The sequence below is a fragment of the Salinibacterium sp. NSLL17 genome (genome assembly GCF_015864935.1).
GTDB lineage: Bacteria > Actinomycetota > Actinomycetes > Actinomycetales > Microbacteriaceae > Rhodoglobus.
This window is the reverse complement of sequence record NZ_JADYWH010000001.1, coordinates 468,648-482,581: the sequence shown is the minus strand read 5'-3', so window position 1 is coordinate 482,581 and position 13,934 is coordinate 468,648. Positions and strand designations below refer to the sequence as shown.

Here is a 13,934-nt window from a genome sequence, read left to right as displayed (position 1 = left end):
CCTCGTGACTGACGTCTCAACCAATTCCCGCCAGCATGTTGCCGACACGGTATCGAACGCGATGGCTACGCCCGAGAAAGAGCAGCCCTACGGCGCCCTCGGCCTCAAATCAGACGAGTACGCGAAGATTCGCGAAATTCTGGGCCGCCGCCCCACCAGCGGTGAGCTTGCCATGTACTCCGTGATGTGGAGCGAGCACTGCTCCTACAAGTCCTCGAAGAACTACCTTCGCCAGTTTGGCAAGAAGGTCAGCGAGAACATGACCAAGAACCTCATGGTCGGCATGGGCGAAAACGCTGGCGTCATCGACGTCGGCGAAGGTTGGGCTGTGACCTTCAAGATCGAAAGCCACAACCACCCCAGCTACATCGAACCCTTCCAGGGTGCAGCAACAGGTGTTGGCGGAATCGTGCGCGACATCATCTCCATGGGTGCCCGTCCCGTTGCCGTCATGGATGCGCTCCGCTTCGGCGCCATCGACAATCCAGACACCGCTCGCGTCGCCAAGGGTGTCGTTTCGGGCATCAGCTTCTACGGCAACTGCCTCGGCTTGCCCAACATCGGCGGCGAAACTTACTTCGACTCCGTCTACCAGGCCAACCCGCTCGTCAACGCACTCGCCGTTGGAGTGCTGCGCCACGAAGACCTGCACCTCGCTAACGCTCGCGGCGTGGGCAACAAGGTTGTGCTGTTTGGTGCCCGCACCGGTGGCGATGGCATCGGCGGAGCATCCATCCTCGCTTCGGATTCCTTCTCAGAAGGCGGCCCGACCAAGCGCCCCGCCGTTCAGGTCGGCGACCCCTTCGCCGAAAAGGTACTCATCGAGTGCTGCCTCGAACTCTTCCAGGGTGACCTCGTTGAGGGTATCCAAGACCTCGGCGCCGCTGGCATCAGCTGCGCAACAAGCGAGCTCGCCTCGAACGGTGACGGTGGCATGTTCATCGAACTCGAAAAGGTTCTGCTGCGCGACCCCACCCTCACGGCAGAAGAAATTCTGATGTCCGAGAGCCAAGAACGCATGATGGCCATCGTGAAGCCTGAGAAGCTCGAAGGCTTCCTCAAGGTTGTTGAGAAGTGGGATGTCGAAACCAGCGTGCTCGGTGAAGTCACCGACACCGGTCGCCTCATCATCAACTGGCACGACGAAGAAATCGTGAACGTCGAGCCCCGTACCGTCGCCATCGATGGCCCCGTCTACGACCGCCCCGTCACCTACCCGAAGTGGATCGACAAGCTTCAGGCCGACAGCGCCTCCGGCCTCGCCCGCCCCAAGGACGGCATCGAGCTGCGCGACCAAATGCTGCAGCTGCTCGCGAGCCCCAACCTGGCCGACAAGAGCTGGATCACCGACCAGTACGACCGCTACGTGCTCGGCAACACCGCCTTGAGCTTCCCGGATGACGCCGGCATGGTGCGCATCGACGAAGAGAGCGGCCTCGGCTTCTCTGTCGCGACCGACGCCAATGGCCGCTTCTGCCAGCTCGACCCCTACGCCGGAGCCCAGATCGCTCTCGCTGAAGCCTTCCGCAACGTTGCCGCCACCGGCGCCAACCCTGTCGCCGTCAGTGACTGCCTCAACTTTGGTAGCCCCGAGAACCCCGAAGTGATGTGGCAGTTCAGCCGCGCCGTTGAAGGTCTCGCCGACGGTTGCCTCGAGATGGAAATTCCTGTCACCGGCGGAAACGTTTCGTTCTACAACCAGACCGGCGATGTGCCCATCCATCCGACCCCCGTGGTCGCAGTGCTCGGCCTGATCCGTGACGTTGCTGAGCGCATCCCGAGCGGCTGGCAAGACGAAGGCAACAACATCTACCTGCTCGGCACCACCGCGCTTGAGCTTGACGGTTCGGCCTGGGCCGGCACCATCCACGATCACCTCGGTGGTCTGCCGCCGAAGGTTGACCTCGCTGCCGAGCGTCGCCTCGCCGATCTCATCAAGGCCGGCAACGAGCAAAACATCATCGCCAGCGCCCACGACCTCGCCGACGGCGGACTCGCTCAAACTCTCGCCGAATCCGTCATGCGCTTCGGCGTTGGCGCTCGCGTCTGGTTGGGCGAACTGCTCGAGCGTGACGACATCGATGCCGCCACCGCCCTCTTCAGCGAATCAACCGGCCGCATGGTTGTCTCGATCCCGCGCGAAGACGACGTGAAATTCCGCGGACTCTGCGAAGGCCGCGGCTACCCTGCCGTGCGCATCGGAGTCACGGATGCCGCCTCCCCCGCCCTCGAAATTCAGGACCAGTTCACCCTGACCCTCGAAGAACTGCTCACGGCACACCGCGGAACGCTCGCGGAGGCCTTCGGCGCGTAACGTGCAGACCATCAAGAGGGTTTACGGAGAAGTCACCGCCGCGCTCGCCCTCGTGGTGATCACGCTCGTCATCCTGCGCGCCATCACGGAGGCACAACCGTGGTGGCTCGCCGCCGCCCTGCCGTGGGTTGCGTACGCGCTCTATTTGGCACTGTTGATGACGCGCGTCGTCGTGGTGCAGCGCCGGCATCCGTGGGTTCAGCTTGCTGTCTCCGGCGTGGCGATCTTTGCCGCCATCCTCGCCGGGCCGCTCGCCGTACTCGTGGCCGTTCTCGGGCTTGCCGTGATTCTCGGCTACAACTACTGGTACTCGGTGCAGCACACCTCCGCAGGCCCCGTCACGGTCGGGCAACCGCTGCCGTCGTTCCCGCTCACCACCGTGGATGGCACTGTCGTCGACAGCAGCGTGCTCACCCAACAACCACACGTGATCATGTTCATTCGCGGCAACTGGTGCCCATTCTGCATGGCCCAGGTCGCCCAGATCGCCGACCAGTACCGCGAGCTCGACCGCCGCGGAGTCGCTGTCGCGATCATCAGCCCTCAAAAGCCCGAAGACACCGTCGAGCTTTCCGAACGCTTCGACATCCCGGTCACCTATTACATCGATGCGGATGCCTCGGCCGCCGCCGTGCTCGACATCGTGCAGTCCGGCGGAACACCCGTCATGTTCAGCGCAGGAGCCCCGGCCAATGGCGACACCGTCGTACCGACCGTCATCATCACCGACGCCACCGGAACAGTGCTGTGGGCTGAACACACCGACAACCACCGGGTGCGGCCAGAACCGACCACGTTCCTCGACGTGCTCGATCAGCACGGCATCCGCGCGGTCTAGCCTGCTGCTGGCTGCTCACTGCTCACTGCTCACTGCTCACTGTCTGCTGCTTGCCGCGCGCTAGCCCGCCCCCACAGCGTTGAAGCGCAACCGCGAGACGTCGGCGGCGAGCTCCGCGAGCCAGTCGGAGGACGCCGAAACCGGGAACACCGTCACAGGCCGAAGCACGCGAACCCCCGCGTGCTGCACCACGAATCCATAGGCCAGAGCTGCGACACCGTGCCGCTGCACGACCACCGTTCGCGTCGCGTGGGAGACGCCTGCGGCATCCGGTTCGGTGATCGCGGTATGCACGGCAAGCGCGTCGGCGGGCGGGTTAGTGAGCGTGGGAACAATCACGTGCGCGACCCGGCTCAGCAACGATTCGCTGCCCGTCCACGGAGTGAATGCGTCGGGGGCGAGACCGAACGCGGTGGCCAACTCGCTCGTGACCCAGCGGTCGCGCTTGAGTCCATACGGGGTGGATGCCGTCGAAAGCAGGTAGCCGTAGCAGTGCAGCAGGCCGGCGTTGCCGATCGGCCACTGTGCCTCAAGCCCGGCGAGGTCGTGCAGCACCTCGAACAGTTCGCGGGAGACGACGGCCTCGCCGGTGTTTTCGTCGATCGCCGTCGACAGCGCCCATTCGGCGAATCGCCCCTCGGCACGGTCGGCCCCGATCTGGTCAGCAAGCCACGGTAGTTCCCCGGTAATGATCGTGTGAATGCGCGCTCGAGATACCGCCCGCTCACCGGTCACGGCGGCGATGCGGCGAGCGCTCGCATCGAGTTCGGCGAGGGTGAAATGCTGTTCGTCCACTCCTTGATCGTAGGCTCGCGGGGGCGTGTCCCGGGAATGATTTACCTCCCGTTCACCTGAAATGGCCCAATCGTCACTGAGCGTCTTATATCTTGGACGCAATGTCCACCGCAGCCACTCACCCCCGCACACACACCATCGTTTTCGACTTCGATGGCACCGTCGCCCTCGGCGATGGCCCGATCATGGCGTACGCCCGTGCCGTCGCCTCGAGCCTCACTCCCGCTGCGGCGGAGGAATTTCTCAGCGACGTCAGCACCGCGCTTCTGCGCGAGCCCGGGCATCCGCTCGCCGAAGCATCCGACGGTTACGAACTCGTTCGCCTCGCCTCAGAGTCGCTGCCCGTCGCCCCCGACGCCCACAACGCGGCCTACCTCGCGAGCCGCGAACTGCTCGCCACCGACGCCGCGCCCGTCACCGCGCCCGCCGGTCTCGCTGAGTTTCTCCGCACCGCTCGCGAGCACGCCACCATCGTGCTCGCCACGAACGCCCCCGACATCCGCATCGCTGAGACGCTCGACGCGCTCGGCCTCGCCGACTACTTCGACCACATCTACACGAACGTGGGAAAGCCCGCCGGTCTCGACGCAGTTCTCGACGAATGGATGCCCGCCGGCCCGCTTCTCAGCATCGGCGACATCTGGGCCAACGACCTTGAGCCCGCCCACCGCCGCGGAGCCACCACCGCCTTCCTCTCTGACACCCCTCACCCGCACGCCGACTTCACGGCTGCGACCCTCGGCGAACTGTACGAGGCCCTCAACTCCTGGATTCACGGAACCCACCGTGAACCGCAGGCCGCACCACCCACCACCACCACACCACCCGCAGTTCTCAGCTAGCTCTTCGAAAGGAAACACCCGTGATTACCCTCAGCAAAAAATCTCGCGCACTGGTTGCCGGCGTTGCTCTCACCGCAACTGCTCTCACACTGTCCGCGTGCAGCACGAGTGCCGACAGTGCCGAAGGCACTGAAGCCAACGACCCGACGTCGCTCGTGCTCGCTCTCGTTCCCTCGCAAGACCAGGGCGAACTCGTCACCACCGCCGAGCCCCTCACCGACTACTTGACCGAAGCCCTCGGCATGGAGGTCACCGGTGTTGTCTCGAAGGACTACCAAGCCGCCGTCGAAGCGATGGGTGCCGATCAGGCGCAGATCGGTTTCTTGCCGTCGCTGCAGCTCTGGCAGGCGAACGACATGTACGGCGCGAGCGTTGTGCTGCAGACCGAACGTAACGGCAACATCAGCTACCCGGCTCAGTTCATGACGAACAATCCAGACAAGTACTGCGACGACGAGCCCGTTGAGCGCGATGGCAAGTTGTTCTGCAACGGCGCCGACGCTCTCGTGGGCCCTGCCGGTCTCGACAGCATCTCCAAGATCGACAAGGGAACAACCGTTGCGCTTCTCGGCCCCGGCTCGCCCGCTGGCTACATCTACCCCATTCTTGCTCTGCAAGAGGCCGGCATCAACACCGACACCGACATCGAGCAGGTGCCGGTAACCGCCAACGACGCGAGCGTTCTCGCCGTCTACAACGGTGACGCCGAAGTGGGCTTCAGCTTCTGGGATGCCCGCGACATCGTCACGAGTGATGTTCCGGATGTCGGCCAAGAGGTCGTTGTCTTCGCACTGAGCGAAGAAATCCCCAACGATGGTGTCGCTCTCACGAGCAGCCTCTCCCCTGAGCTTCAGCAGAAGATCACCGATGCGCTTGCGGACTACTCAAACACCGAAGAAGGTTCCGAAGTTCTGCAGTCGATCTACTCGATCACCAAGCTTGCTCCGGCTGACCCGGCCTCGCTCGATGTTGTGGCTCGTGCCGCCGAGAAGCTTGGTCTTCAGTAATTGAGCATTCCCGCACCCAGCGCAGCGGCCGGAGCCACCACTCCGGCCGCTGCGTCGTGGGCAATCAGCATGCGCGATCTCACCGTGCGCTACGGCAACGGTGTGACCGCGCTCAAGAATGTCTCCCTCGATATTGCCGCCGGCGAAATGGTCTCTGTCGTTGGCCTGTCGGGTTCCGGCAAGTCGAGCCTGATCCGCACTATCAACGGGTTGGTTCCTGTCACATCTGGCAACCTCACTGTCGGCGACCGTGACCTCGCGACGACTCGTGGTCGCGACTTGCGCGCCCTGCGCGGCGGAATCGGCATGATCTTCCAGAGCTTCAATTTGGCCGGCCGCGCGAGTGTTCTCGACAATGTTCTTGTCGGGCGGCTCGCTCACACTCCGACCTGGCGCACTCTGCTCGGCTTGCATCACGCCTCCGACAAGCAGCTCGCGTTCGAAGCGCTCGAGAGCGTCGGCATTCTGGGCAAGTGTTGGGATCGGGCATCCAGCCTCTCGGGCGGTCAGCAGCAGCGGGTTGCCATTGCGCGCGCCCTCACCCAGCAACCGCACCTCATGTTGGCCGATGAACCTGTCGCGAGCCTTGACCCGCCAACGGCCCACGCTGTGATGAACGACCTGCGGCGCATCAACCGCACCCTCGGCATCACCGTCATCACGAACGTGCACCTCATGGATCTCGCGCGCACCTATACGACGCGGATGATCGGCCTCCGTGCTGGCGAGGTTGTCTACGACGGCCCAGCGGCGAGCGCCACCGACGCCGACTTTGAGGCCATCTACGGGCGCAGCATCGCGCCGGAGGATGTGCTGGGCGAATGACGACCGCAACGCCGACGCCCGGTCCCGCCCCGGCATCCGTTCCCGCCGCAGGCTCAACGTCTTCCGCGTTGGCCGTGCCGCCGCGCCCGCGGGGCCGCTGGAAGCCCTGGGTTGCCGTGGCTGTCGTGCTCGTGATCACGATTATCACCTTCAGTCCACAGTGGGGAGTCGCCTTCTCCTTTGATGCGATTGCTCGCAATTGGCAGAACGGTGCAGGCAAGATCGCGCAGTTGCTCGTTCCTGACTGGTCGTTCTTTCCACGCACGCTCGCGCCGCTGCTCGAAACCCTGCAGATGGCGGTGATCGCGACCGCCGTGGGCGCCTTGATCTCGCTCCCGCTGAGCCTGTGGGCGGCGCGGCTCACGAACCCGCACCCGGTGTTGCGCGGGATTGTGCGCACAATTTTGAACGTCATCCGTGCTGTGCCCGAACTGTTGTATGCCGCAATTCTTGTCGCGATGGTCGGCGTCGGCGCCCTGCCCGGCATCATCGCGCTCGTGCTCTTCAACGTGGGCATCATCGTCAAGCTGGTGTCTGAAGCAATCGAAAGCAACGATGCTGGCCCGCTCGAAGCCGCGCGCGCCGCCGGAGGCACGGGAGCGCAAGTGAACCGGGCCGCAGCCTTGCCCGATGTGTGGCCGGCCTTCGCCAATCAGAGCCTGTATGTGCTCGAACTCAATGTGCGAGCATCCACGGTTCTCGGCCTTGTGGGCGCCGGCGGTCTTGGCCTGCTGATTGACGCCGTGCGCACCTTCTACCGCTACGACCAACTGTCGCTCATCATTCTGGAAATCCTGGTGGTGGTCGTCGTCATCGACGTGGTGTCGTCATCGATTCGAAAGAGGCTCGTATGACCCTCGCTGCTCCCCCGCGGCCCCGCCGCACCCTGCGCAACGCACTCTGGCTAGTGACGACCGCAATTGTGGTTGCCGCCTTCTGGTCGGTCGAAATCCAATGGGATCGCCTGCTCGACCTGCCTGCCGAGATCGCGCGCTACACGTGGCTAATGTTCGCCAGCCCCGACTGGACGAAGCTGCCCGAGGCGCTCTTTCAAACGTGGCGTTCGGTCGCGATGGCCTGGGTCGGTACGGTCATCGGCATCCTGCTCGCCACCCCACTGAGCTTTGTGGCCGCCCGCGACTTCGGGCCAGCGCCCGTGCGCGCCGTGCTGCGCATCGGGTTCTCCCTCATTCGTGCGGTGCCCGAGATCATCATCGCGATTGTGATCCTCTCGGTCACGGGGCTCACTCCCCTCACCGGGGCAATCGCCCTCGGCATCAATGGCATTGGCACCCTCGGCAAGTGGGGCTACGAATCCATCGAAGGAGTGCCCCGCGGCCCGATCGAATCAACTCGCGCTGCGGGTGGTTCGTGGGCACAGGTGGTGCGCTGGGGAGTGTGGCCATCGGCCAGCCCCGAGTTCATGTCGTTCTGGCTCTACCGCTTCGAGATCAATGTTCGCTCGTCAGCCGTGCTCGGTTTGATTGGTGTCGGCGGCATCGGTGACATGCTTACCTCCTACACTCAGTACCGAGAATGGTCGACTGTCGGGATGCTGTTGATTGTTGTCGTGGTCGTCACGATGACCATCGACGCCATTTCGGGTCGCATCCGCCGCCGCATCACCGAAGGAGCACGCCTGGCATGAATTGGACAGGAAACTCTGACGCATCGCCCACCGCGCGCATCGCGACGGTGCGTAACGCGCTCGTTCCGAGTGAAGACAAGTTCATTCAACTGTTGCTCGATGATCCGGCAGCCGCGGTCGAAAACACGGCTCAAGAGATCGCCGACCGGGCCGGCGTTGCTCGGTCCACCGTGATCCGTGCCTGCCAACGTCTCGGCTACCGCGGGTACCCGCAGTTGCGGGTTGCCCTCACGCGCGAGCTCGCCCAAACCGAGGCCCGCGATGTCACCTACGAGAAAGGTGCGCTTGGCCGCATCCGAGCCGAAGTGGATGCTCTCGCCGCCGCCCTGCCGCACATCACGGCCGCGTTGGATAGTGACGGCCTCGATGCGGCGATCACCCGCATCGCCACCGCTCGACGCCTGCTCGTGATCGCCAATGGACTCTCGTCTGCCCAGGCCAGCGACTTGGCCATGCGGCTGACTGCGGTCGGTCGGCCGTCGGAGTATGTGGCGGATGCCATTGGCCAGCAGATCGCTGCCCGCGGCCTTGCCACCGAGGATGCCTGTGTGGTTATCAGCGGTAGTGGCGCCAATGAGGCAACGCTGCGTTCCGCTCGCGCCGTTCGCGCCTCGGGAGCACACCTGATTGCAGTGACGTCGTTTGCGCAGTCGCCGCTCGTGGAACTCGCCGACAACGCGATCGTGATTGCGCCGGCAACGGGCTCGTTCCGTCATGAGTTGGAGCACACCTCACGGGTGTCGCACACGATTCTGCTGGAGTCGCTCGTCGGGCTTGTCGCCTCAGAGCTGGGCGAGACGGCCGATCAGACGCGAGCGCTCGTGCTTGATGTGCTGAGCGACAACCTGAGCGAATAGCTAGGGTCGCCGCCTCAGGCGCTCTACTTGCTCGAGTCGGGCTCGCTGCCCGATGCGAGCTGCTCGTGGTGGTGAATGACCTCGGCGACGACGAAGTTGAACCACTTCTCGGCGAACGCCGGGTCGAGGTGTGACTCTTCGGCGAGCGACTTGAGGCGTGCGATCTGGTCGCGCTCGCGGTTCGGGTCAGACGCGGGCAGGCCCTTGGTGGCCTTGAGACGACCAACCTGCTGCGTATATTTGAAGCGCTCGGCCAGCAAATGGATGAGGGCCGCATCAATGTTGTCAATGCTGCGGCGAGCGCCCAAAAGTTGCTCACGCACTTCGGGGTCGACGTTGTCGTTGTGGGCCTGATCTGCTGCTGCCATACAACGACTTTAGAGCGTACGGATGCTGCGTGTTTGCCAGATGACGCGCCGACCCCCGCTCGGGGGTGCGAGACTAGATCGCATGAACGATCGCGCAGGCACGACAGCCCAGGCATCCGACCTCATTGATGTGACCGAGTTGGTGGCGGCGTATTACGCGCTGGTTCCGGATGTCTCGATCGCCGAGCAGCGCGTCGTATTCGGCACGAGCGGCCATCGTGGCTCCGCGCTCGACACCGCGTTCAACGAAGTGCACATCGCCGCCATCACGCAGGCGATCGTGGAATATCGTGCCAGCCAGGGCATCACGGGCCCGCTGTTTATTGGGCGGGACACCCACGCACTCTCGCAGCCCGCCGAGACCACTGCGCTCGATGTGCTTGCCGCCAACGGCGTACTCGCGCTAAAAGACGAGTTCGATGACTTCGTCCCGACGCCCGCGCTGAGCCACGCAATCATTGCGTACAACGCTGCCGACAACGGCGATGAGGCCGACGGCATCATCATCACCCCGAGCCACAACCCGCCCCGCGATGGCGGCTTCAAGTACAACCCGCCGCACGGTGGCCCCGCCGACAGCGATGCGACCGGCTGGATTGCTGACCGCGCGAATGCGATCATCGCCGACGGCAACACGGCCGTAAAGCACGTCGGCGACGCCGGGGCTGAGAACACGACGGCGGGCAGCTACGACTTCCGCGGGCGCTACGTTGACGACCTCGAGAACATCATCGACATCGACGCGATCCGCACGGCCGGCATCCGCATCGGTGCTGATCCGCTGGGTGGTGCGAGCGTCAACTATTGGAAGCTCATCGCGGAAAAGTACGACCTCAACCTCACGGTCGTGAATCCCGACGTCGACCCCACGTGGGCCTTCATGACGCTCGACTGGGACGGCAAGATTCGCATGGATCCGTCATCGAAGTCGGCCATGGCCTCGGTCGTCGCCCGCCGTGACGAGTTCGACATCCTCACCGGCAACGACGCCGATGCCGACCGCCACGGCATCGTGACGCCCGACGGCGGCCTCATGAACCCCAACCACTACTTGGCAGTGGCGATTCAGTATCTCTACACGCACCGCGAGGGCTGGAACCCGGATGCCGCAGTCGGCAAGACCCTCGTCTCGAGTTCCATGATCGACCGGGTTGCGGCCGCCATGGGCCGCGACCTCATCGAGGTGCCGGTCGGCTTCAAGTGGTTTGTTCCCGGACTCGTTGATGGCTCGGTCGCGTTCGGTGGCGAGGAGAGCGCTGGCGCGAGCTTCCTGCGCAAAGACGGCTCCGTCTGGACGACCGACAAAGACGGGATCTTGCTCGCCCTGTTGGCCGCCGAGATTCTGGCAGTCACCGGCAAGACGCCATCCGTTCTGTACGCCGAGCTGGTCGAAGAATTTGGCGACCCGGCCTACGAACGTGTGGATGCCGTGGCTACCAAAGAGCAGAAGGCCAAGCTGGGCAAGTTGAGTGGGGCTGCAATCACGGCCACCGAACTCGCGGGTGACCCGATCACGGCGAAGCTCTCGGAGGCTCCGGGTAATGGCGCCGCGATTGGCGGCGTGAAGGTGACCACGGAGTTTGCGTGGTTCGCCGCCCGCCCGAGCGGCACCGAAGACGTCTACAAGATCTACGGCGAATCGTTCAAGGGCGCCGAGCACTTGCGGCTCGTGCAGGCCGAAGCCAAAGCGATCGTCGACGCTGCCCTGAACGGGTAGCGAGCAGGAACGCTAAACCACCGCTCGTTACGGGATGCTCCAGAAGTGTCCGATAGCGCCGGGGTGATCGACGGTGATGGTTTCATCGAGGTCGCGGTAGTTGGTGTCGAGGTTATGGCCGACCATCTTGATGACGATTTCGCCGTCGACGGTCTCCACTGAGGAGACGACCTGAATGTGGTCGAGGAAGTCGTTGTCGTTCCAGTCGAAGACAACGAGATCTCCGACCTTCACTTGGTCGCGCTCGTCGAAGCTCAACTGGGTTGCCCCGAGCTCGGGGTTGGAGATCAACCAGTTCTCCATGGTGGGCACATAACCCCAGGCTCCGCTCCAGTCGGCAGCGGCGTCGTAGTTGAACCAGTCGGCGGTCATGGTCCACCCGCGCATCAGCAAGGATTGGCTCGCGAAGTTGGCGCAGTCACCACCGACCGAGTTGAGGTCGCCGTATTCGTCGACGTTGTAGTCTTCCCAGTGCTCCATCAAGTACTGCATCTGGTTGTCGACCGGGGTGGATGCTTCGTAGGTGTAGTCGAGGGCGGCTGCAGCGGCAACCGGCACGGTATCCGCTACTACTTCGATGGCGACTGTCGTGGGCTGAAAGTCGACAGCCGAGGGCACTGTCGCGGTGAGAGTTCCGCTGTCCGAAATGACGACGTCGGTGGCGGAGACTCCGCCAAAGGTAACGTCGGTGACATCGTCGAGGGCTGCCCCCGTGATGGTGATCGATTCCCCACCAACGAGAGTGCCGGTAGTGGCACTGACCGCGTGAACCTCGGGGGTTTCTGCGACGGCGGCAGCGACATCCTCAGCGGCCGACGAAGCTGTTTCGGCTACCGGGGAGGCCATGATGACGAACGCGGTAATGGCCGCTACAACGCCGAGGGCTGCTGCACCGACGCCGATACGGCGCACGAGATAGGGGGAAGACACGGCTCAAGTTTCCCAGACCCCCACTGCCAGACCGCGCTGAAACAGCCCTTGCCTACCGGATTCATAGGAAAGCTTTATGCGCGGCCGCCCGCCTTCCCCGCGCTCTATACCGCGCGAGCTCGTGCCCCGGGCAGCGCGATCCGCCCCTGCGCCAACAGCACTCCAACCAGCACGATCACGGCACCGACGGGCTCATGCCACGACATCGTTTCTTTGAGGATGACGAAGCCGAGGATGACGCCGATCACGGGCGTGATGTAGGTGACGGTCGAGGTGCGGGTCGGTCCCCATTCGGCGAGCACCCGGTAGTTCCAGACGTAGGCCATGCCGGTGCCGAGCACCCCGAGCGCGAGGAGGCTGGCCACCACGGGGAGGGTGAGGTTCACCGGGCCGGTCGCGACGAGCGGAGTCAGCAGAAGGTAGATGACGGCGGCAATGCCGATATTCATGGTCGCGGAGGTGACGCCGGGCACCTTGTACGGCGCCACGAACTTGCGCTGGTAGCTCATGGCGGCGCCGTAGCAGAGTGCTGCGCCGAGGCACGCGAGCTGGCCCAGCAGGCTGCCGCTGATGTCACCGGCCTGCCAGGGCGCGATGATCGCGAGCACCCCAAAGATGCCGAGAGTCACGCCCGCAATCTGCGAGCGCGTGAGCTTCTCTACCCGGAACACGAGGGTCGCAAAGATCGCTGTCATGATGGGCGTTGTCGCGTTGTAGATGCTGGCCAACCCCGAGCTCACATACTGCTCAGCCCACGCGAAGAGCAGGTACGGGAACACGGCGAAGAGGAATGCAAGCACTGTGAAGTGCGCCCAGACGATGAGCTTGCGCGGCAGCTTACGGCGGCTGACCGCAAACACGACGACGAGCGCGAGAGCGCCGAGTACCGCGCGGCTCCAGGCGACCTGGCCAAAGCTCACGCCATCCAGCGCCACTTTCATGAAGAGAAAGCTGGAGCCCCAGACCAGTCCGGCTGCGGCGAACCGCAACCAGGTTCCGAGCGGGGATGCCGTGTCATGCTTTTCGACCCGGCCAGCGGAAGCAACGGGGGCGCTCACGCGCGCGGCTCCTGCTCGAGGCGCGCGAGTAGCCCGGCCTTCACGCGAGGCCAGTCGGTGTCGATTACGGAGTACACGGCAGTGTCGCGCCACGAGCCATCGGCCCGCAGCAGGTGTTGACGCTGGATGCCCTCGAAGGTGGCACCGAGCTTGAGGATGGCGGCGCGGGATCGCTCGTTGATTGAGTCCGCTTGGAGTCGCACGCGGTTGTAGCCGCTGTCGAAGGCGAAGCCGAGCAGCAGGAGTTTCGTTTCGGGGTTCACCGCAGTGCCCCACACGCTCGGCGCGTAGGCGGTCCAGCCAAGGTGAGCGTTGGAATTCTTATCGTCGAGGTCACCGAGGGTGCTCACGCCGACAAGACGCCCGGCGTCGGGGCCAGAGCTCAGGCGGATGGCGAACGGCAGCCGGTCGGCGTAACCGAGGTAGCCAGCGCGCATCCATTCGATGAAGGATGCTTCGTCGGCGGGCAGCCCGGCAGGGCCGCCACCGTAGCCACCGGCAAAGACCGCGGGCACACCGAGTGCATGCCAGAGGTCAGCGAGGTGCGCTTCGGTCAGGGGTTCAACGGAGACGAAGGTTCCCTGAAGGATGCGGGGCTGCGGGCGCGTTACGGTCACTCAGAAATCTTCCCACCTTGCAAAGACATCGCACCCGCGGATTTCGGACCTTCACCCACCGATTACGGCCGTTCAGTCCAGCAATCCCCGATTGGCTCCCCATCGGCACGTCATACGC

At 64.1% G+C, this 13,934-nt stretch carries 14 protein-coding genes; 9 read left to right on the top strand and 5 right to left on the bottom strand.

From position 1 onward, the window contains the following. Nucleotides 1–61: 61 nt before the first annotated feature. Nucleotides 62–2,314, top strand: a complete 2,253-nt coding sequence (gene purL / locus I6E51_RS02290) for a phosphoribosylformylglycinamidine synthase subunit PurL (RefSeq protein ID WP_197110116.1) — start codon at nucleotides 62–64, stop codon at nucleotides 2,312–2,314. A gap of 1 nt (nucleotide 2,315) precedes the next feature. Next, nucleotides 2,316–3,152, top strand: coding sequence for a peroxiredoxin (locus I6E51_RS02285; protein WP_197109311.1), 837 nt, complete (start codon nucleotides 2,316–2,318; stop codon nucleotides 3,150–3,152). 60 nt (nucleotides 3,153–3,212) lie between these two features. On the opposite strand, the gene I6E51_RS02280 is transcribed toward I6E51_RS02285, so the two are convergent. Beyond that, on the bottom strand, nucleotides 3,213–3,947 hold the full coding sequence (locus I6E51_RS02280; RefSeq protein ID WP_197109310.1) for an amino acid deaminase: 735 nt from the start codon (nucleotides 3,945–3,947) through the stop codon (nucleotides 3,213–3,215). Between the two features lie 101 nt (nucleotides 3,948–4,048). Here I6E51_RS02280 and I6E51_RS02275 point away from each other — a divergent pair, with 101 nt between their 5' ends. The 6 genes from I6E51_RS02275 to I6E51_RS02250 are packed head-to-tail and all read left to right on the top strand — an operon-like array spanning nucleotide 4,049 to nucleotide 9,126. After that, on the top strand, nucleotides 4,049–4,789 hold the full coding sequence (locus I6E51_RS02275; RefSeq protein WP_197109309.1) for an HAD family hydrolase: 741 nt from the start codon (nucleotides 4,049–4,051) through the stop codon (nucleotides 4,787–4,789). A 23-nt stretch (nucleotides 4,790–4,812) separates the two neighbouring features. Next, entirely contained in the window at nucleotides 4,813–5,796 is a 984-nt protein-coding gene (phnD, locus tag I6E51_RS02270) for a phosphate/phosphite/phosphonate ABC transporter substrate-binding protein (RefSeq protein ID WP_197110115.1), read from the top strand. Next, a complete protein-coding gene (gene phnC, locus I6E51_RS02265; RefSeq protein WP_197109308.1) occupies nucleotides 5,797–6,621 on the top strand; it encodes a phosphonate ABC transporter ATP-binding protein in 825 nt (274 codons plus the stop codon). Next, nucleotides 6,618–7,475 carry a phosphonate ABC transporter, permease protein PhnE gene (gene phnE / locus I6E51_RS02260; protein ID WP_231599624.1) on the top strand — a complete coding sequence of 286 codons (858 nt, stop codon included), beginning with the start codon at nucleotides 6,618–6,620 and terminating at the stop codon, nucleotides 7,473–7,475. Before phnC ends, phnE (I6E51_RS02260) begins: the two co-directional genes overlap by 4 nt. After that, a complete protein-coding gene (gene phnE, locus I6E51_RS02255) occupies nucleotides 7,472–8,269 on the top strand; it encodes a phosphonate ABC transporter, permease protein PhnE (protein WP_197109307.1) in 798 nt (265 codons plus the stop codon). Before phnE (I6E51_RS02260) ends, phnE (I6E51_RS02255) begins: the two co-directional genes overlap by 4 nt. Further along, complete coding sequence (locus I6E51_RS02250) at nucleotides 8,266–9,126, top strand: MurR/RpiR family transcriptional regulator (protein WP_197109306.1); 861 nt, start codon at nucleotides 8,266–8,268, stop codon at nucleotides 9,124–9,126. The genes phnE (I6E51_RS02255) and I6E51_RS02250 overlap by 4 nt, the downstream gene beginning before the upstream one ends. Before the next feature lie 23 nt (nucleotides 9,127–9,149). On the opposite strand, the gene I6E51_RS02245 is transcribed toward I6E51_RS02250, so the two are convergent. Beyond that, nucleotides 9,150–9,494, bottom strand: coding sequence for a chorismate mutase (locus tag I6E51_RS02245; protein WP_197106692.1), 345 nt, complete (start codon nucleotides 9,492–9,494; stop codon nucleotides 9,150–9,152). Between the two features lie 82 nt (nucleotides 9,495–9,576). On the opposite strand from I6E51_RS02245, the gene pgm reads away from it, so the two are divergent. Next, nucleotides 9,577–11,211: a phosphoglucomutase (alpha-D-glucose-1,6-bisphosphate-dependent) gene (gene pgm / locus I6E51_RS02240; RefSeq protein ID WP_197109305.1), complete on the top strand. Its 1,635-nt coding sequence runs from the start codon at nucleotides 9,577–9,579 to the stop codon at nucleotides 11,209–11,211. Nucleotides 11,212–11,238: 27 nt separating this feature from the next. Here pgm and I6E51_RS02235 read toward each other — a convergent pair whose 3' ends face one another. The 3 genes from I6E51_RS02235 to I6E51_RS02225 form a co-directional block, all read right to left on the bottom strand. Beyond that, nucleotides 11,239–12,141 (bottom strand): amidase domain-containing protein, encoded by a 903-nt coding sequence (locus I6E51_RS02235; RefSeq protein ID WP_197109304.1) that lies wholly within the window; start codon nucleotides 12,139–12,141, stop codon nucleotides 11,239–11,241. Nucleotides 12,142–12,245: 104 nt separating this feature from the next. Continuing rightward, nucleotides 12,246–13,199, bottom strand: a complete 954-nt coding sequence (locus I6E51_RS02230) for a DMT family transporter (protein WP_197109303.1) — start codon at nucleotides 13,197–13,199, stop codon at nucleotides 12,246–12,248. Beyond that, nucleotides 13,196–13,816 carry a GNAT family N-acetyltransferase gene (locus tag I6E51_RS02225; RefSeq protein WP_197109302.1) on the bottom strand — a complete coding sequence of 207 codons (621 nt, stop codon included), beginning with the start codon at nucleotides 13,814–13,816 and terminating at the stop codon, nucleotides 13,196–13,198. Before I6E51_RS02225 ends, I6E51_RS02230 begins: the two co-directional genes overlap by 4 nt. Nucleotides 13,817–13,934 lie beyond the last annotated feature (118 nt).

Coding starts and splice junctions, on each gene's coding strand:
- I6E51_RS02245 (WP_197106692.1), bottom strand. CDS start 9,494: ATGGCAGCAGCAGATCAGGCCCACAACGACAACGTCGACCCCGAAGTG.
- phnE (WP_197109307.1), top strand. CDS start 7,472: ATGACCCTCGCTGCTCCCCCGCGGCCCCGCCGCACCCTGCGCAACGCA.
- pgm (WP_197109305.1), top strand. CDS start 9,577: ATGAACGATCGCGCAGGCACGACAGCCCAGGCATCCGACCTCATTGAT.
- purL (WP_197110116.1), top strand. CDS start 62: ATGGCTACGCCCGAGAAAGAGCAGCCCTACGGCGCCCTCGGCCTCAAA.
- phnE (WP_231599624.1), top strand. CDS start 6,618: ATGACGACCGCAACGCCGACGCCCGGTCCCGCCCCGGCATCCGTTCCC.
- I6E51_RS02275 (WP_197109309.1), top strand. CDS start 4,049: ATGTCCACCGCAGCCACTCACCCCCGCACACACACCATCGTTTTCGAC.
- I6E51_RS02250 (WP_197109306.1), top strand. CDS start 8,266: ATGAATTGGACAGGAAACTCTGACGCATCGCCCACCGCGCGCATCGCG.